General features: G+C 40.2%; 14 protein-coding genes. 7 read left to right on the top strand and 7 right to left on the bottom strand.

Translation table 11 applies throughout. The annotated features are described in order from the left end of the window. Positions 1-10 precede the first annotated feature (10 nt). Together HMPREF9145_RS00380 and HMPREF9145_RS00375 are read left to right on the top strand one after the other, a co-directional pair. Complete coding sequence (locus tag HMPREF9145_RS00380) at positions 11-757, top strand: outer membrane beta-barrel protein (protein ID WP_021824410.1); 747 nt, start codon at positions 11-13, stop codon at positions 755-757. Positions 758-898: 141 nt separating this feature from the next. Then, positions 899-1,555 carry a DUF4476 domain-containing protein gene (locus HMPREF9145_RS00375; protein WP_021824372.1) on the top strand — a complete coding sequence of 219 codons (657 nt, stop codon included), beginning with the start codon at positions 899-901 and terminating at the stop codon, positions 1,553-1,555. 214 nt (positions 1,556-1,769) lie between these two features. Here the strand turns inward: HMPREF9145_RS00375 and HMPREF9145_RS00370 are convergent, their stop codons facing one another. Then, positions 1,770-2,060, bottom strand: a complete 291-nt coding sequence (locus HMPREF9145_RS00370) for a DciA family protein (RefSeq protein ID WP_021824369.1) — start codon at positions 2,058-2,060, stop codon at positions 1,770-1,772. Next, a complete protein-coding gene (gene recF / locus HMPREF9145_RS00365) occupies positions 2,060-3,160 on the bottom strand; it encodes a DNA replication/repair protein RecF (RefSeq protein ID WP_021824431.1) in 1,101 nt (366 codons plus the stop codon). Before recF ends, HMPREF9145_RS00370 begins: the two co-directional genes overlap by 1 nt. A gap of 163 nt (positions 3,161-3,323) precedes the next feature. Here recF and HMPREF9145_RS00360 point away from each other — a divergent pair, with 163 nt between their 5' ends. From HMPREF9145_RS00360 to HMPREF9145_RS00350, 3 genes are read left to right on the top strand one after another with little or no spacing between them, the layout of a single operon-like run. After that, the gene (locus HMPREF9145_RS00360; protein ID WP_007134151.1) at positions 3,324-4,022 is read left to right on the top strand and encodes a tetratricopeptide repeat protein; all 699 of its coding nucleotides are present in this window, start codon (positions 3,324-3,326) and stop codon (positions 4,020-4,022) included. Between the two features lies 1 nt (position 4,023). After that, positions 4,024-4,500, top strand: a complete 477-nt coding sequence (gene ribH / locus HMPREF9145_RS00355) for a 6,7-dimethyl-8-ribityllumazine synthase (protein ID WP_021824451.1) — start codon at positions 4,024-4,026, stop codon at positions 4,498-4,500. 8 nt (positions 4,501-4,508) lie between these two features. Then, the gene (locus HMPREF9145_RS00350) at positions 4,509-4,889 is read left to right on the top strand and encodes a hypothetical protein (RefSeq protein WP_007134153.1); all 381 of its coding nucleotides are present in this window, start codon (positions 4,509-4,511) and stop codon (positions 4,887-4,889) included. A gap of 164 nt (positions 4,890-5,053) precedes the next feature. On the opposite strand, the gene HMPREF9145_RS00345 is transcribed toward HMPREF9145_RS00350, so the two are convergent. Continuing rightward, a complete protein-coding gene (locus HMPREF9145_RS00345) occupies positions 5,054-5,539 on the bottom strand; it encodes a ferritin (RefSeq protein WP_007134154.1) in 486 nt (161 codons plus the stop codon). A gap of 113 nt (positions 5,540-5,652) precedes the next feature. Beyond that, positions 5,653-6,228, bottom strand: coding sequence for a DUF4738 domain-containing protein (locus tag HMPREF9145_RS00340; protein WP_007134155.1), 576 nt, complete (start codon positions 6,226-6,228; stop codon positions 5,653-5,655). 216 nt (positions 6,229-6,444) lie between these two features. Here HMPREF9145_RS00340 and HMPREF9145_RS00335 point away from each other — a divergent pair, with 216 nt between their 5' ends. Both HMPREF9145_RS00335 and HMPREF9145_RS00330 read left to right on the top strand, forming a co-directional pair. Then, a complete protein-coding gene (locus HMPREF9145_RS00335) occupies positions 6,445-7,119 on the top strand; it encodes a DUF4230 domain-containing protein (RefSeq protein WP_021824354.1) in 675 nt (224 codons plus the stop codon). Beyond that, a complete protein-coding gene (locus HMPREF9145_RS00330) occupies positions 7,109-7,747 on the top strand; it encodes a DUF4230 domain-containing protein (protein WP_021824358.1) in 639 nt (212 codons plus the stop codon). Before HMPREF9145_RS00335 ends, HMPREF9145_RS00330 begins: the two co-directional genes overlap by 11 nt. A 1,066-nt stretch (positions 7,748-8,813) precedes the next feature. Here the strand turns inward: HMPREF9145_RS00330 and HMPREF9145_RS00325 are convergent. The 3 genes from HMPREF9145_RS00325 to HMPREF9145_RS00315 all read right to left on the bottom strand — a co-directional run bounded on the left by HMPREF9145_RS00325 (position 8,814) and on the right by HMPREF9145_RS00315 (position 18,485). Then, positions 8,814-11,285, bottom strand: a complete 2,472-nt coding sequence (locus HMPREF9145_RS00325) for a glycoside hydrolase family 2 TIM barrel-domain containing protein (RefSeq protein WP_021824389.1) — start codon at positions 11,283-11,285, stop codon at positions 8,814-8,816. Beyond that, positions 11,286-14,231 (bottom strand): TIM-barrel domain-containing protein, encoded by a 2,946-nt coding sequence (locus HMPREF9145_RS00320; RefSeq protein WP_036906089.1) that lies wholly within the window; start codon positions 14,229-14,231, stop codon positions 11,286-11,288. Between the two features lie 135 nt (positions 14,232-14,366). Then, the gene (locus tag HMPREF9145_RS00315) at positions 14,367-18,485 is read right to left on the bottom strand and encodes a hybrid sensor histidine kinase/response regulator transcription factor (protein WP_036906056.1); all 4,119 of its coding nucleotides are present in this window, start codon (positions 18,483-18,485) and stop codon (positions 14,367-14,369) included. Positions 18,486-18,972 lie beyond the last annotated feature (487 nt).

The raw sequence follows: 18,972 nt of genomic DNA, 5'->3' as shown, positions 1-18,972 counted from the left end.
CTATTCACTTATGAAAAAGAATATCATTGCAACCTTGCTATTAAGCCTTTTTTCACTATCTATCAGTGCACAATATACTAAAGGAGACTTCTTCATTCAACCCAGATTAGGCTTCAATATGTCTAAATTCGTTGGTAGCGGACTCCTTTATAGTCCCAAATGGAAGGCTGGTTATGAAGCAGGTGTTGAGGCAGAATGGTTTGTTTCCACCCACAATTCACTCTCTTTTGGCTTAGCATATCGGCAGATTGGCTGTGGGTTCAACTACAAGGAGATTCACGACATGTGGTACATGAAAGGCACCGACAAGTTGGAACGCCTCAACATGAACTATATTGCACTGCCCGTCATGTATAATTTCTACGTTAAACCCCATCTCGCCTTTAAGATAGGAGTTGAAGTTAGCGGTCTGCTCACGGCAAAACTTCACGCTCATAGTTATGGAAAGATGGCCGATCCACTACCAGGAAACGATGGATATAGCTCAGATGATGACGTTACAAAGTATGTATGGCATGACTATAGTCATCATGAAACAACAGAGAAGAATAACGATTTCAAACGCGTTTGTGTTGCTATTCCCGTCGGAATCAGTTATGACTACAAACAGTTTGTCATGACAGGAATTGTGCATATCGACCTCAATAGAATCTATACGTATGATAAAATCTATATTCCTGGTGGCGGAATGTCAGACAAACATGGACTGCGAAACCTTTATATTGGCATCACAGCAGGCTATAAATTTAAGCTCTAACACCCTATATAGCCTCATGAAATTAATCAGTCGCTAAAATAAGTTGCAGGAAATAGGGATTAACCTATAAGCAAATAGGGATATCCTTCACGATAAATCACTTTCTGTTTCTATATTTGCGATAAACAAAACTATACAACTATGAAACAACAACTACACAGATTCAGCCTATTATTCGTTATGCTCCTCATGGCTTTCAGCTTTGAAGCTGCAGCAAAAGACAAGCGAATCATTGAGAGAGGCATGACAAAACAGGAAGTAATGAGTATTCTCGGTACCCCGAAAGCCTCAAGTTTTGATCAGGCAGGAACGCGTTGGGAGTACATCAAGAGTAAGTTGTTAGACATTTACGACGTATATGTGCGCATCGAATTTGACAACCGTGACCGCGTCGTCAACTATCAAGAAACCATTATACCACGTCAAGCGGCTAACCAAAACAACATGATTGTCGGCAATCCTACTGATGAATTTCGTCATCCCTACCCTGCTTTCTACGATGAATGTCTAAGTGAAAACGAGTTTACTATACTCTATGACCGAATGAACAAAGCTAATTTTGATGACAATAGAATGGCACTTCTTGAGGTGGCTTGCCTGAGAAGTCTTTTCACTTGCCGTCAAAGTGCACAATTGTTGAAGTTGTTTACATTCAGTGATAGCAAACTAAAGGCCCTACGTTTCATGGCGCGTCAGATTGTAGACCCACAGAATGCATACGTTATCTATCAGGATTTCACGTTTGATAGCGATAAAGATAAGGCGGCAAGAATTATCCATGAGCGTCAAATGCGATAGAAAACAACACTGGATTTGAATAGCAACTAAAAGTCATAAAAACATAAAAAGAGATATTTCTCCAATCTTATTGACACTCAACCACTTACAAATCGCGCTGCGATTTGCATCAAGTGACACTGCAATCTGCCTCAAAAGACCGTGTGATATACGTCACATCATACGGTCATTTGACGCAAACAGCGAGAAGCGATAAGGCATATTATCTCACCATTCAAAAGAATTTAATATCACTAATGATGAAACTTCCAACCTGACTATTGAGTCGTTGCACAAGTTTCTGACGCATCATACTGAGGTCTTGGCGTAAAGCTGGATTATTAATCTTTACGAATAACGTTTGGTTTTTTATGAATTTATCACTGGTGTAACGCGAAATCGTTGGACCAACCACAGCATCCCACGACGCGATAAGCCGCCTTTGAAGCAGTGGAGTCTCAAAACCTTCCTTGCGAAGTACCATTTGCAAGAGGTCGGATAGAGATTTAACATCACGCTTAAACATTAGTTTTTCTCCTCAATTTCACCATTATCAACCGAAAACAACTTATAATCGAAGTCACCACGAGCAAGTATTTGGTCGAGATGATCACGGTTAGTATCAGTTATAAAGATTTGACCAAACTCATCACCGCCAACAAGTTGCACTATCTTTTCAACGCGATTGGCATCTAACTTGTCGAAAATATCATCAAGAAGCAACAATGGAGTATTGTGTGAAGTGCGTCGAAGGAAATCGAATTGTGCCAGCTTTAACGCCAAAGCATAAGTCTTGTGTTGTCCTTGACTGCCTTCTCTCTTCATCTGATATCCATCTAACAGCATCTCAAGATCATCACGATGTACCCCATGAAGTGAGTAACCTACGGCCCTATCTCGATGCCTATCACGTTGTATAGTGTCAAGTAATGGCCCACGTTGTCCATGAGAAACATAATTCAGAGCTACTGTTTCATGTCCTCCCGAGATATGCGTGTAGATGTCTTGGAATACGGGAACGAGTCTCTCTACAAACGAATTACGCTTCTGATAGATGATTTCTCCATTCAAAGCCATTTGCTCTTCCCATATTTCGAGTAAGGCTTTATCGGGTTCTTCCTCCATTTTCAACAAGGCATTTCGCTGCTGAAGTGCTTTATTATAGGCTGAAAGAGCCTCGATATATGCATGATCGTACTGAGAGATTACTACGTCAAGAAGTCGTCTTCTCTCTTCACTTCCCCCCTCTATTAATATCGAATCGGCAGGTGAAGCGAATACAAGTGGGATGAGACCTATATGCTGTGACAGTCTGCGATATTCCTTTTTATTACGCTTAAAGTGCTTTTTCGTGCCACGTTTCATTCCACAATAAATCTGTTCTTCATCCCCTTCATCTGATGAATACTTACCTTCGAGGACGAAAAAGTCTTGATTATGTGTGATTACTTGGGCATCAATTGGGTTGAAAGCACTACGACAAAACGACAAATAATGAACCGCATCGAGTACATTAGTCTTACCAACTCCGTTGCTTCCTATAAAGCAATTGAGTTTCGAAGACAATGAAATCGTTGTTTCACGAATGTTTTTATAATTGATAACTGAAAGTCTTTTGAGTATCATAATCTATTCTGCAAAGTTACCGTTTAATAGGAGAAAAACGAAAAAAAGAATGAATAAATTTCAATATGTGAGAATTATTACGTAATTTTGCGACGTTATATACCGTGCATTTAGAGGGTAGAAACGCCACAAATTGAAAAATAAATAAAAACAACTAATAACAATGGCAAACAAAAATGAACAGGGGGCGCTCGACAACGAGGCACTCATTAAGTCGGAAGTCTTCTTTGAGAAGTACAAGAAAGCAATCATTATTGCACTTATAGCAATAGTCGTTATCATTGTAGGTGCTTTCCTTTACAAAGCTTATGTAGCTGAACCACGCGAAGAAAAGGCCAGTACGGAGTTGGCAAAAGGCCAAGAATACTTCAACGCGGAGCAGTTTGATAAAGCTCTTAAGGGTGATGGTGCAGGCTTTTCTGGCTTACTTAATGTCATCAATAACTACGGAAGTACGGATGCAGCAAATCTTGCGAACCTCTATGTTGGCTTATGTTACGCGAACTTAAATAAGTGGAATGAGGCTGTTAAGTATCTCGATGAATACTCACCTGCCGATGATGCCATGGTAAGTCCTGCTGCAGTAGCGGCACTTGGCAATGCTTATGCTCACGTAAATCAATTGGATAAAGCCATAACAAACTTGCAGAAAGCTGCTGATATGGCTGACAAAGAGGCAAAAGATGATGCAAACAACTCCCTTTCTCCTACCTTTAGACTGCAAGCTGGCATTCTTTTGGAGAGCCAAGGAAAGAAAGATGACGCACTGAAGACATATCAAGATATCAAGAAAAAGTATGTAAATTCTGGCCTTGTACAAAGCCAAGAGATTGATAAATACATAGAAAGAGCATCAAGATAACATGGCAACAGAATTACATCATCTGTCAGATTATGACGTCAATAAAGTTCCTGATGCAAGTAATATGTGCTTCGGCATCGTTGTATCTGAATGGAATCCAGAGATAACTGATGCCTTACTTGAGGGTGCAATGACGACACTTCAGAAGCATGGAACACTCCCAGAGAACATTCATGTGAGGACAGTTCCAGGCAGTTTTGAATTGATTTATGGTGCACATCAAATGGTTTTGCATGGCGGTTACGATGCTGTCATTATCTTAGGAAGCGTCATTCGCGGTGAAACTCCACACTTTGATTACATCTGTCAAGGTGTAACTGAAGGCATAGCACGCTTAAATGCCACACAGGAAATACCTGTTGTGTATGGCCTTTTGACAACAAACGACCTCCAACAAGCAAAAGATCGCAGCGGAGGAAGATTGGGAAATAAAGGTGATGAGTGTGCTGTTGTAGCAATAAAAATGGCTAAATTCTAAATAAAGAGATGAAACTTCACCAATTGTTACAAGCGTATGAGTTCGACGAACTTATGCCTGTGATTAATGAAATGTTTCCAGGCACAGCGAAATATCGTGAGCCTTTGAAGAAAGCTTACGACATAATGGTAGGCATGAAGCCTGTAAACTCAAGCAAGAGCATTCGTTATAAGCTCATCAAAGGCAAGGGAGAAGAACAATATATGGGTGCTGAGGACGCGAATTTCAAAGGAAATTGGGAGGTGATTCTCGGCAAAGACGTCTCCCGAGAGAAAGGAGTTGACCTCAATGATGCTGAGGTTTTGGCCAATTGTTTAGTCAATATGTGCTTTATAAGCAATTATCCTCGTCAGTTTGAAGAGGCACATCAAGCGCTATTAAAAGAGTAAACGAATTACAAAGCATATTAAAATGAGATGGAAGTAGAATCTTTCATCTCATTTTTTTGTTTATAACAAAACCATCAGATAAAAGAAAAGCAGTGATTACACGAAATGCAATCACTGCCTATTCTATCTTTATTATCGGCTTAAAATGCCTTAAAACTTAATACTTAAGCTTGGCGACGACCATATTGTTCATCAAGATTGAACAAAGAGTTATTGCCCATTCGCTTGATACGGTCAACGATTCCACTTGCTGTAGCCTCTTCTTCTACCTGCTCACGAACAAACTGCCACAAGAAATCCTGTGTTGCATTATCGCCTTCTTTCTGTGCTTGTGCGAGCAGATTATTAATACTTTCACTAATCTTACACTCGTGAGCATAAGCATCTTCGAATACATTGAGTGGGTTTTCCCATGTCTTTTTCACTGCTTCTATAGTGTTAACCTCAGCTGTTCCACCACGTTTAATGATGTAACTTGCCATTTGTGAAGCGTGATCCATCTCTTCTGCACTTTGCTTTTTCATCCAAGTTGAGAAACCGGTATAGCCTTCTTTCTCCAAATAGAAAGACATAGAGAGATACAAGTTAGCTGAATAAATCTCGCACACAATTTGATTATTGAGTGCCTTTTCAAGTGAATTTGAAATCATAATGTTATTATTTAAATGTTATCTGATAAGACAAAGATACAAAAAAACAAAGAAATAAGCTTCTTTTTGCCATTTTCTTAACGCTTATTTTATATCTTATATTTTGTTAATCCCTACATTCCCTCTTCCTCAGAGAGGTCTTGTTCTGACGCTTCTGAACTTCCTGTATCAAGTTGAGTGTCTTTAGAAATCGAAACTTTCCCTTGGCGTGACACCTTCAACAGCAATGGAATATACTCATCACTCATTTTATCTGGCGAGCCAACACTGGCTGCAAACAACAGATTATCCCCCTCGGCACGGTCTAAAACAATACCAACGAGTGCACCATCTGAATAAGTACCATCAATATAATCCTTGAAATCAACCTTCGTAAACGTATGATTGAAGAACTCACTACCATCTGACCGCAAAATCCTTATCATGATTTTATTGTCATAATACTTAGTGTTTCCATCCTCAATCAATGGCAATGAAGTATCAGCCACACGCTTTGTTTCGACCGTATACACTCCACCTAACCATTTAATCTTACGGCTTTGAACATAGTTTCCTGTCTGCTGAATCTTTCGTTGAACAATTGTCACAGGCTTCTTGGTAATGATATCTCCCGTGTTTTTCTTCTCCTTACAACCATAAACAGCAAGGATTCCAACAAAACAGATTAGTAAACTATTGTATTTTCTCATCTTTTCTTTTTTCAATTACAAGCAAACAATCAAATGCTTCAATTGCCGTGTGTAGATAACTTGATGCAAAGGTAGTATAAAACTGCCAAATATCAAAAAGAAAGTACAATTTTTCCACGCGACAACGTCATTCAACTAACCGACAAAAAATAATCGAAGAGGACACTAAACCCATTTTTTTTATTATCTTTGTAGCGTTCAATCAACCAACAAAGAATGAATTATAAACATCTGTTTCCCATTTCATTACTATTACTTTTGACCTTCCTTGACTGCAAAAGTAATAAGCAACAGCAGACAGAAAAGGCTGTCGATACGATTCCAATGCTAATCAATCGTGTCCAGAAATGCTCTAAACTTTACACCATAGAGTATAAGATTCATAAGATAATCACGCATGATGACGAGAAAGCAATTAAGGGAAAACTCTTTAATGCGAATATAAATATAGAGATTCCGCTAACAAAGCGCAGAGTAGCTATACCCATGGATGCGACCCTTAAAGGCTATATTGACTTCGCAGACTTTAGTAACGAGAATGTGAAACGTAACGGAGAGAAGATTGAAATCATTCTTCCTGATCCACGAATCACATTGACAAGCACGAAGATTGACCATGATCAAATCCGCAAATACGTTAGTTTCACACGCTCAGACTTTTCAGATGCTGAACTTTCTGACTTCGAACGTCAAGGACGTCAACAGATATTGCAAGCTATTCCCCAAACAGATATCTTAGAAAATGCACGCATCAGCGCCACAAGAATCCTCGTTCCAATACTTCAACAATTAGGATTTAAGGAACAAAACATCACAATCAGCTTCCGAAACGACCTGCACAGCAATGATCTTCCAACGCTGATAGACAAAACTTTTGAACATGGAAAATAAGAAACGAAATTCATTCGGGCTATCTGTTCTCAACAAACTGACGGCTAAAATCATATTTATACTGGTGTTGATTGTGGTGCTATTCATCATGATTACTTGTGCAGTGAAATGGGTAAAGACGGGAACCAGCCTGCAAATTGGTGAAAATAAGAACATAGACCTCACGCCGGCACTGATCAAAAACATTGAAGAAATTGGCGAATGGGAGTTTCTTCAAATCTCCGATGAAGAGCTTGTAGACACCATTAAGCATGGTTTCTTCGGCGATAGTGAGTTGGCTCGCATCTACTATGGAACGCTACGACTTGGTATAAACCTACATCATGCAACACCAGGATGGATATATCAGGACAAAGACAGCCTGAAACTGACTCTCCCTCCCATTCATTTGCTCGATCAAGACTTTATTGATGAAGCCAGAACTAAATCGTTTTATGAAACTGGGAGATGGTCGGAGGCTGACAGAAAACAGCTTTTCAACCGCGCATATAAACGCATGAAGCAACGCAGTTTGACGCAAAAGAACATCACAACGGCACAGCAAATTGCATGCGAACAGGTAGAGAACCTGATGAAAAGTATGGGATTTAGCAAGGTAAAAGCAAGCTTTGCACACGAAGATAAATAAAAAACAAAGGGCCCAATAGCGTCACGCTATCGGGCCTTTTCTCACTAAATCAACAAAAACTAACATCCCGTGATTCTGGGATTTGTAATCAAATTATTAATCTACCAAAACACAAAAAAACTTCAAAACCACCTAAACATTTTGAACCTAAATATATAGAACCTATCGAAATATCATGTTTAATTTCTCTCTCAATTATCAATATCAGCCTGTTTTGACTTTACTCGCGTAAAAACAACAGCACTTAATGACAATACAAAAATAGGACTAATCTCTTATGATCACTCAAAAGAACGTTGTTTTTTTGACATTCTACTGGGTAAACGTTTGCATAATACGACGTAAATAGTCCCCATGAATGGCCCTTTTTACAGCAAAAAATAGGATTGAATAAATTATATTTTCAATAAAGATAAGCCGTCTCTCCTTTTAATTCCACGTTTATCACACTCTAATTTGTAAAGTTTACGTCTATTTTTTAACATCTTTAGAAGACTCCTTCTGTAAAATTATAAGGTCAGTAAACCTTAATTTTGTAGTCATTTAGACCAAAACCTAACTGGTTTTGATACGTTTCATGACACAATATGATGCAAACCACACTACCAAATTACGCATTTCACAGCGTAAAACGATAGGAAAAACCATGTGATTCCTATCATTTTACAAGCTTTTTACATGACAATTCATAGCCTCAACGGCCATTCTTCACGTAACCAACTGAAGCTCAACGGATAACAAAGTGCTTAAAAACAGGGACTATTTGCAACGAAATGAGGAGCTGTTTCAAATACGCGAGTTCTACGAAACCTATTGTAAAGTTTCATGATTACTATTAACATTCTTTGTTCTCTATACGTTTGTACCACGCGGACAAAGTTACTTTGGCATATAACCAACTACTTATAAAGGAAGAAAGGAAGCCTTTATAAGACTCCCTTTCTATCTTTTTATGTACATTAAAGCATGGAATACAAAGCTTCAATGCCTGAAATTAAAGTGCAGTAGCTATTCTTTTTATACAAATAATCAAGACAACCAGCACTTGAAACCAGTCGAAATGCGATTATTTTGCACTTTCAATTGTAATTGTATCAGCCTTTAAGTCTATGCCACGAGCCTTAAGTTTCAGTTTGCTTGCAGGTGAATCCATCTTTACAACGACAAGACAACGTCCAAAAAATGCCTTGCGTTGGTTTGCTTTGAAACGCTCCATAGAAAACTGACTGCCATTATCTACGCCAACAATCTCGCCATTTCCTTCTGTCTCGAAATAGAGTTGATTGTCTGCCCAAGGGCATCTGCGCCCATCTTTATCAACAACTTCGGCTTCAATAAAAGCCAATCCACCTGGTTTGCAAGTGCTATTTTCAGCACGTAATCGTATGTGATCGGGTGCTCCTGCAGTGGAAATCTCCGTTTGGCGCACAGCCTTTCCTTGATTATATGCCACAACTTTGACTGTTCCTGGTTCGTAATTGACACGCCACATCACATGATATTCATGCGGTTTCTTATGGCGAATGCCCTGACTTTTGCCATTAATGAAGAGCTCAACAGCATCAGCCTGGTTGAAATAACACCACATATCAATCTGTTGTCCGTCTAACCAGTTCCAGTGAGGGAATAGATGTAACACAGGCTTTTGCGTCCATTCGCTTTGATACATGTAGTAAACGTCCTTGGGAAAGCCTGCAAGATCGATGATGCCAAAATAGCTACTGCGAGCTGGGAAGCCATAAGGCGTGGGCTCACCCAAGTAATCCCATCCTGTCCATATAAACTGGCCGCCCACGAAGTCATTGTTCTTGACGACATCCCAAGTGCTTTCGTGCGTACTACTCCATGCAGCGTGCATGTTATCATAGGCACTACACATGAAGGAAGGATTGGTATAAGGCATCCACCACTCTTGAGGTGCACGACGAACAGAGTCACTCGGCATCATATAATAGCCCGTTGTCTGCAATGCAGAGACCGATTCGGTCATGATAAAAGGCTTATTCGGGAAGTTCTTTGGTACGTCTTTGATGTTCTCAATATGGTAATTATACCCTATCAAGTCTAAGGCGTTACTCTTAAACAAGAGGTTATCGGGCGAAGGTTCATTGCATCCTGCCGTCACAGGTCGCGTCGGATCAAGTTGCTTAACGATATCAACCATGCGCTTGGTTAACTGGGAATTGACATTCAAAGTGCCATTGTCTGTACTGTCATGCGTAATGGCATGGCCCGCATTTAGAATGAGATTGGCTTGTTCTGGCGTAAGTTGATCGGCATCAGCAGAGTTCCATTGTTCCAAGACTTCATTGCCAATACTCCATATCAAGATACTTGGATGGTTGCGATCTCGCTTCACCATGTCGCTAAGATCACGCTCAAACCACGCATCAAAGTAACGAGAATAGTCGTATTTTGTTTTCTTTCGATGCCACATATCAAAGCTTTCATCCATCACAATAAAGCCCATTGAGTCACAAAGTTCAAGCAGTTCGGGTGCGGGAGGATTGTGAGAACAACGTATTGCGTTACATCCCATGTCCTTAAGCATCTTTAACTGGCGATAGATTGCATCACGATGCACGGCAGCTCCTAAGCAACCAAGATCATGATGATTGCAAACGCCGTTTATTTTCATATTCTTTCCATTCAACCAAAAGCCAGTTTGCGCATCGAAATGAAACGAACGGAAACCAAAAGTCGTTTCATAGGTGTCGACAACACGGTTACCTCGCATGACTTCTGTACGCAGAACGTAAAGATTCGGCTGTTCTATTGACCAGAGTTTTGGCTCGTTAACCAACATATTCACATTGAATGTAGCCTGTGCATCAGCCTGGATTGTCTGCTTATATGTGGTTGTAGAGACGACTTTCTTGGACAAATCAAGTATTGTATTGCGTAACGTTACCACTTCACGACGCTGAGATTGGTTATCCACTTTTATCTCTGCAGATACCTTTCCATCGGTTGTTGCAGTGACAAATGTACCCCAATGGGCTACATGTAGGGTGTTGGAACTAACCAAATAGACATGCCTATAGATGCCACAACCACTATACCATCGGCAGTTTGGCTGCTCACTATTGTCTACTCTGACAGCAATCACATTATCTTTTGCTTTAAGATAAGGGGTCATCTCATAGCGATAACCAATAAAGCCATAAGGACGTGTGCCCAATAAGTGGCCATTCAGATAGACAGAAGCATTCATATAGACCCCATCAAAGTCTATAAAATAATGTTTGTTTCGGTCAAAAGCCGGTACATCGAAATGCTTTCGATACCACGCTATGCCTCCAGGCAGCGCACCACCTGTGGCTCCTGATGGATTAGTAGCTTGAAAATCTCCTTCAATTGCCCAGTCATGGGGCAATGATAAGCGTCTCCATGCATTATCATTAAAGTTAGGTGACGACATTGTTGCAGAGTCTTGCAAAGCAAAACGCCAATGATCATCAAACAATTTACGTTCAGATGCCATGCCATTCAAGGCAAAAAGCAATCCAATGAGTGTTGTTAAGATTTTAATTTTCATTTATTTGAGTTTAATTTTCATCGCATTTCCAGAGTAGGTGACAGTCATTCCATCGACTCCATCAATATCTAAATCCTGTACTTTCACACCTGGATGACGATAGACAACCTTGAAACGACGCGATTGAAGCATGCCATCGAAGCCGCCTTCTCGCTTTCCTATCGTGAGCGTTTGTGTTTTATCATCATAAGAGAAAGGTATAGTAGCATACTTTCCACGCTCATAATTATAGTTTGTTCCTTCGTCTTCATAGAGTGTAAACTGCCCATTCTTCCCCCCATATATATATAAGGTGATCAGCTCTGCAGGCTTTTCATCACTCCATTCCATTGCAGGACCAAACGGAATGATAGCACCTTCGGGCACAAATACAGGTATTTTTTCGTATGGAGCATCGGCAGTGATCGTCTGTCCGCCTGCATAATACTCGTTCGTATAAAGATTATACCATCCTCGTTGCTTTGGTAAATAGACCTCACGTGTACGTGCTTGGTATGTACCTACAGGGCAAGCCATGAACGAAGGGCCAAACATCCACTGGTCTTTGATATCATAAACGCGTGCATCCCCATTGAAATCCATCACTAAAGGGCGCATCATCGTGTAATCATTAAAATGCACTGCACCTGCCATACTATACAGATAAGGCATCATTCGATAACGAAGTCGGTCGTAAGCAACGATGGTTTGATAGGCAGGATGATTGTCGGGAGCAATATTCCACGCTTCTCTTAGAGGCCATTGTCCATGAGAACGGTAGATAGGTATAAAGCAACCGAACTGATTCCAGCGTGTTTGTAGCTCGCGCCACTCCTTTAAGTCCTCATTCTCTTCACCTGTTTTATCAAATAACTGCTGTGCCTTTACGTAACGATTCTCCACGCAAAAGCCTCCTTGATCCATGCCCCAGAACGGTAAACCACTAATACTATAGTTCATGCCTGCAGTCATTTGAGCACGCATATCCTCCCACCTTGTGGCAATATCTCCGCTCCATGTGGCTGTGCTATAACGCTGTTCGCCTGCAAATCCACTTCTTGTCAGCAGAAAAACACGCTGATTCGGATTCACGCTTCGCTGCCCATTATAGATTGCATCAGCATTAACTATAGAATAAGCATTAAAGTATTCAGTGCTACTTCCTAATGCCGTTGGGCCGCAAAGTGCCTTTCGATACCACATAGGAGTACAGTCACGAACGTTTGGTTCGCTTGCATCCATCCACCAAGCATCAATACCAAACTTATACTTTTGATAGAGATTATCATTCATCTGAAGCCAAAACATCTTACGAGCTCCGTCACTATAAGCATCATAAAAAGACCCCATATAACCTAACCAGTCATAGATTGAGTCCTGAACTGCCTGCTGATAGATCCAACCTTGACGTTCCAACTCCTTGTAATTCTTAACAGAACAATAGAACTTTGGCCACACAGAAATCATAAATCTGCCATGAAGTGCATGCACACTATCAAGCATTTGTTGAGGGTTTGGATATCGAGTTGCATCGAAAGTATGGTCTCCCCATGAGTCCGTTCGCCAGTAATTCCAGTCTTGAACAATGTTATCTATTGGGATGTTTCGCCTGCGAAACTCACTTAAAGTGGCTTCAATCTCGTTGCTATTTGTATAGCGTTCGCGGCTCTGCCAATAGCCTAAAGCCCACTTTGGATATACATTTGCCTTGCCAGTTAACGTTCGATAACCTGATATGATGTCGTCAATCGTGTTACCAGTAATAACATAATAGTCCATATCTGGAGTCATTTCACTCCATATACTAAGTTTATTCTGCTCATTTTCACTACGAGGTGACGCCACACGAAGACCGCAATAACTAACATCTCCATCGGGAAACCAGTCGATTAAGAGTTTCGCTTTATGACCTTTTTTCATTGGAAAGGTGAACTTATAGCTATTGGGATTCCATGCGGTTCGCCATCTTTCAGGCACAACTTCCTTGCCATCAAGATACACTTTCATATATCCTGCATAGTAAAGCATAAAGCGATAGACATTCTCTACAGGCGCTTCGAGATACCCTTCATAGGTAACATGGGCACCATTCAACTTAAATGATGCCGGAAGATTAGCTACTCCAACGTCCGTTCCAGCCTTCTTCCGCGCTAATTCGGGTAAAGCGAACTCATAATAGATGCTGTCTTCATTACGAACAAGACGCTTTCCATCTTTATCTATGTATGTACCTGTAAGCGAACCACGCTTTCCTTCCTTATTATATAAAGTGAAAGCACGATTCAATTGCATGTAATCTTCAGGATTTCCAAAGCGACAAAAGCTATAGCTATCCCACAAAATACCATAGTTTTTGTTACTAATCACAAAGGGAATACTAACCTTTGTGTTGTATTGATAAAGGTCTTCGTTCTTCCCTTTCATGTTTAATTCCTCTGCCTGATGCTGCCCAAGACCATAGAAAGCCTCATCTTTTGGACTATCAAACAAGGCATGCCAGCTAACACCTTGAAGCTGTTCTTCAGATAAATGGCTATCAGCGCCAATCTCACGAGATGGAACTTTAAACGGAACGATAGTCTTTCCACCAGATTTACTCTCTGACAATAAAGGCTTACCATCATGAGAATAAAAGGCAATATGTCCCGTCTTTGCTTCAACTATAGCCTTCATTGCAGCGGTAGAAACAATTACTTTTCCTGCTTTCTCCATCACTTGATAACGTGGATTAGCAGTTTGTGGAACAATTATCAAGCTTTTTTTCGGCTTAAACAACAGCTCATTAGTCGCTTGAACACGAATAATCTTGTCACCAACAACCTGTAAACGGAGCATCTTTGCACCCGATACAACAGGAGCTTTCACTGGAATTGTCACGTAATTACCATCACGTGTAAAGTCAGCTGCAGTCATCTTACCACAGCATAAAGCTAAAAAAACAATCAAAAGAGTCTTTGCGGATTTCATGTTTTCATTTATTTTGTTCATAATGCAAAGATACTTCATTGTGAAAGAAGCCTGCCATTCACTTTGTTTATAGAGCATGTTTGAAACTGATGTGAAGCCTACCATAATGTTTCCAATACGCATATATAATGTTAACTACTTACCATAACGTTGCTTGTACACTGAAGGTGTGACACCATACATCTCTGAAAAGTAACGAGAAAAATAGCGAGGATTGTTAAATCCCACTTGATAAGCAATCTCACTCACACTTCTTTGGCTCTGTCTTAATAACTGTTCAGCATGCCGTAAGCGTATATTCCGAATGAATTCTGACGGTGTCAATCCTGTAATTGATAACAAACGCTTATATAATTGCACACGAGACATGGCCAACGAAGCACTCAAACTTTCAACACTTATGTCTGCATTTGACAAGTTGTTCTCAACATATTCTGTTGCATCTTTCACCATTTTTTCGTCCATTGACGTGATTTCCACCTGCTTAATCTTAGGATCTACAAGCTTATTCTTTGTCCCATTATGCCACTTTATGAGGTTATTAATGCGGAGAATCAATAATTCTATGCTGAAAGGCTTTGTGATATAATCGTCTGCTCCAAGTGCCAAGCCCTCCAATTTATGGGCATCTGCCACACGCGCCGTAAGCATAATGAATGGTATATCGCATGTATTTCTGTCGCCTTTCAATGTTTTGCAGAGCGTATTCCCGTCCATTTCAGGCATCATTACATCACTTAAAATAACATCAGGACGCTGAACTTTTATGCTCTCCAAAGCCTCTTTACCATGATGTGCCACACGAACATGGTAGTATTGTGATAGTACTTCCGCCATAAACGCTAAGTAATCTTCTGAATCATCAACGATAAGTAAGTCTGCTTTTCGAGTTCCTTCCACCCTTAATGCCATTGACTTCACATCATCATCGAACACATCTTCATGCACATCGTGTTGCAGTTGATTCTGCATATCAACCTCTTCGCTTTCAGCATTAGAAGGTATTAACATCGGAACTCCTTCTTCCTTACGCAAAGGAATTAAGCAAATAAATACGGTTCCACCGCCGGGATTATCGGTAACAGAAACCTTTCCGCCATGCATTTCGACAAACTTCTTCACTATACTCAAGCCAATACCACTCCCACTGGCAACGATTTTACCTTCATGAGGAGCTTGATAGAAACGCTCAAAGACATGTACTTTTGCCTCATCCTCAATGCCAACACCTGTATCACTAACCTTGATTTCAAGCTGTTTGCCTTCTGCTTGCAACTCTTTTCCTTGCATTATGACACGTAAGGCGACGTCAATCCTACCCCCATCAGGCGTGTATTTATATGCATTCGAAAGCAGATTTTCCATGATTCTACGAAGTTTCTCTGCATCAAATGACATCATCTGTTCATCCACAGATGAATAAAAGGTCAATGACTTGTGTTGTCCCATTAACTGAAGGAACGTATTACAGATATCACGCACAAACAAAACAACATCTCCTGTCACAAGTTTCATCTGCTGACAATCCTCATCTATCTTCCTGAAGTCAAGCACTTGATTGACCAATCCCAGCAAACGCGTGGCGTTACGTGATATCAATTGCAGCTTTGTTTTCTTCACTTTGTCATGTTCTTGACTAATCAACACCGACAAAGGAGATAGGATTAATGATAAAGGAGCACGCAGTTCATGGCTGATATTTGCAAAGAAATCAAGTTTCATCTTATCAAGACGACGCGCTTGTTCGGCTTCTCTTGTCACTTGTTCTATTCTCATTCGGTCGTTCGCCCGCCTAAGAAGTATGCGATTTATGACATAAAACAACAGACAAAATAACACAAAATAGCACGCATAAGCCCATGCCGACAGGTAGAAAGGAGGGCGAATCAAAATCTTCAATCGACTGACTTCGCTACTTTGAATGCCGTCTGCATTAACCACTTTCACTTCAAGTGTGTAGCTACCCGACGTCAGATTAGTAAACGTTACAGCTGGTTGTCCGTCAGTAGTCTGTAGCCATTTGTCATCAAAGCCTTTCAAACGATAAAGAAAACGACATCGATTGGGCAAACAAACTGCATCAGAAGACAACTGAATTGTAAATGCATTCTCGTCATGATTCAGTTTTAGTTTTCCCCCATCATGTAACTCTTCATCAAGAATTATATGCCCGTTATAGTCGTCACCCACCCTTACTGGCTGATTGAACACAAGCAAACCAGAAAATAAAGCCTTTGCTGTCACATCAAACTTTGACTCTGATTGTGGTGTAAGCAGATTAATTCCATCTTGTCCCCCGACAATAATTGTTCCATTTTTACACAACAAAATAGCACGACTATTGAATTGTCTGTCTTGCAAACCATCAACATCTGTATAGTTAGTTACAAAGAAGTTCCATCGTCCTTCATCCTTATCTGCAATCAAATGTGAAACTCCTTGGTCGGTCGTTACCCATAAAGTATGTGACAAATCCTCTGCAATCGCATAAACAGTACCTGCTTTCCGATCGGCAAACAAAGGTATAGTCATAAGACTATCTGACTGAGAATCATAGACCGAAAGACCTGAAGAACCTGCATTCCACAATAGTCCTCGTGAGTCAACAAATATCTGATTAATGGATGATACCGATAAAAACTTATGAGACTTTGGGCGAATAAGCCTCCTTATTTTATGCGTTTTTGCATCCAAAATCGAATATTCCTGCGCATGTCCCATTAGGATGTTGCCTGTCAAATCAAAGGCTATTGACGATAAGAAGTTTGAAACAAGCGGTGAGTTATGCGTTGTATAGGTCGTAAATTGCCCTGTTTGTGGATTCAATAGCTGTAATCCTCCGCCCAAAGTAGCAATCACTATATTGCCATTTTCTTCTGTCTTCAAGGCCCAAACGTTATCATTGACCAAGCCTTTTCCATTTGCCGATGCCCTGTAAGCCTTGAATCGTCCATCCTTATAGCATGTAAGTCCTCCGTTAAATGAACCAAACCACAAGGCACCATCCTTGCCAACAGTACTACTTATGACTATATCATTGCCCAAACCAGTTTCATTCGACCGAAAAGAACGTATGCTCCCAGTTGCTGGGTTGTATGTAACGATGCCGCAATCATTAGTCCCACACCAAAGATTTCCACGTTGGTCTTCAACAATAGAACACACATCTCCCAAAGCAATTAGCTTGAAACGTGCATCTGCAGTCGAACAATAAGCAGCGCCATTCTTATAGGATCCAAGCCAAAGTCCACCTCTGTTGTCTAAACAAAAACTTGTGATGGTGTTATCGGGGATACTTGTTGACTGCCCTTTTTCATATTGATAAACATCTGAACGATGGCTAATGGGATCCAAACAAAGCAGTCCATCATGATCGGTTGCTATCCAAAGACGTCCTGTTTCGTCGTTGTTTAAGCACTTCACTACAATGTTCTTTGTCTGTAATTTATATCCTTTTGCAACCAGAAATGCATCTGCAGAATCATACCATCGATGGTCACTTGCACTCCAAACCTTAGTCTTTCCTGCGAACGTTAGCCAAAGGTTGTGCGTTTTATCAATAAAGATTCTGTAATCAAAGAACTTTCCACGTGACGCTATTTTCAACGTTTTATCCACCCAAACCACGCGGCGTTTCATGCCATCTGCCTTAACAAGTGTTCCATCATCATAGATAAGAACAGCGCATCCGTTATCTTCGGCAATGTCAGTAACAACTGATTCTTGAATCACTCGACGCCCTTTGTCTTGTGAAGAAAATAAAAAGGCTTTCTTCTTTCGTACATCATAGTAGTAAACACCATGCTTTCTGACTCCCAACCACATGTTCTTTTGTTTATCAATCTTCATGTAGTAAGGTACTCCTTTCATACCTCTTGCCTGCATCCACGCTTGAAGTTGAATGTCAAAAACACCCTGTTTACGAATAAATCTGCAATAACCTGACCCTGTACTTACCCATAAATCAGAGGCTGCATCTTCTTGAATCTCATTGACAACATCATTGAGCAACGAGGTTTTATCTTCTGCTTTATGAAAGAAATTGCTAAACCTAAAGCCGTCAAAGCGGTCTAATCCCGATGCTGTTCCAAACCATATATAGCCTTTTGAATCCTTAAAAACGCTGTTGATTTGGCTATTTGATAAACCATCTCGAATGCCAAGACGATAGAATGTCAATGGGGTTTGAAGTGCAAATGCCTTCATAAACGATAGCATTAACAACAACAAAAGCGACAATAACAGACGTTTCATGTGATAAATAGTAGATTTAGATTGATACAAAAGTAATGTTTTTTGAACGCAATCCCAAACTTTCATCTGACTTTTTTCATGGGATGACGCTCAAGTATGTTTTTACGCTATTGTAAATTAGCAAATAATGATTGGACAAACTACTGCATTCGCTTCCTCGAGCAATGAATAACCATAAATCATTTCAGAAGTTAAAATCATACAAGATAATAAAGAAAGCCATCTATTTTTTAAGGCCTTAACCTATCTTCAAAGAGCAAACAATAGCCATAAAAACAGCATTTTACGCATCGTTTCAACCTTTGTATTATCTTGTTTTTTAGTTATGACAACATGACTCCCTGCTTAGTGTTTTTTAAAACACATCAAAACACAGGGTAATATGACGTTAACCACAGCATAAAATGATAGAGATTATCGTGTAATTTGACATATATCGTTTTGCGTATTGGCACCTTTTCAGCATCAGCAATAAAAAGAAAATGTC

Origin of the sequence: Segatella salivae F0493, assembly GCF_000477535.1 — a bacterium.
In the GTDB taxonomy this organism is placed as follows: Bacteria; Bacteroidota; Bacteroidia; order Bacteroidales; family Bacteroidaceae; genus Prevotella; species Prevotella salivae.
Note: the sequence above shows the minus strand (reverse complement) of the source record. Positions and strands in the feature narration are given on the sequence as shown.

Coding starts and splice junctions, on each gene's coding strand:
- HMPREF9145_RS00360 (WP_007134151.1), top strand. CDS start 3,324: ATGGCAAACAAAAATGAACAGGGGGCGCTCGACAACGAGGCACTCATT.
- HMPREF9145_RS00325 (WP_021824389.1), bottom strand. CDS start 11,285: ATGAAAATTAAAATCTTAACAACACTCATTGGATTGCTTTTTGCCTTG.
- HMPREF9145_RS00330 (WP_021824358.1), top strand. CDS start 7,109: ATGGAAAATAAGAAACGAAATTCATTCGGGCTATCTGTTCTCAACAAA.
- HMPREF9145_RS00320 (WP_036906089.1), bottom strand. CDS start 14,231: ATGAAATCCGCAAAGACTCTTTTGATTGTTTTTTTAGCTTTATGCTGT.
- HMPREF9145_RS00340 (WP_007134155.1), bottom strand. CDS start 6,228: ATGAGAAAATACAATAGTTTACTAATCTGTTTTGTTGGAATCCTTGCT.
- ribH (WP_021824451.1), top strand. CDS start 4,024: ATGGCAACAGAATTACATCATCTGTCAGATTATGACGTCAATAAAGTT.
- HMPREF9145_RS00335 (WP_021824354.1), top strand. CDS start 6,445: ATGAATTATAAACATCTGTTTCCCATTTCATTACTATTACTTTTGACC.
- HMPREF9145_RS00370 (WP_021824369.1), bottom strand. CDS start 2,060: ATGTTTAAGCGTGATGTTAAATCTCTATCCGACCTCTTGCAAATGGTA.
- recF (WP_021824431.1), bottom strand. CDS start 3,160: ATGATACTCAAAAGACTTTCAGTTATCAATTATAAAAACATTCGTGAA.
- HMPREF9145_RS00375 (WP_021824372.1), top strand. CDS start 899: ATGAAACAACAACTACACAGATTCAGCCTATTATTCGTTATGCTCCTC.
- HMPREF9145_RS00380 (WP_021824410.1), top strand. CDS start 11: ATGAAAAAGAATATCATTGCAACCTTGCTATTAAGCCTTTTTTCACTA.
- HMPREF9145_RS00350 (WP_007134153.1), top strand. CDS start 4,509: ATGAAACTTCACCAATTGTTACAAGCGTATGAGTTCGACGAACTTATG.
- HMPREF9145_RS00315 (WP_036906056.1), bottom strand. CDS start 18,485: ATGAAACGTCTGTTATTGTCGCTTTTGTTGTTGTTAATGCTATCGTTT.
- HMPREF9145_RS00345 (WP_007134154.1), bottom strand. CDS start 5,539: ATGATTTCAAATTCACTTGAAAAGGCACTCAATAATCAAATTGTGTGC.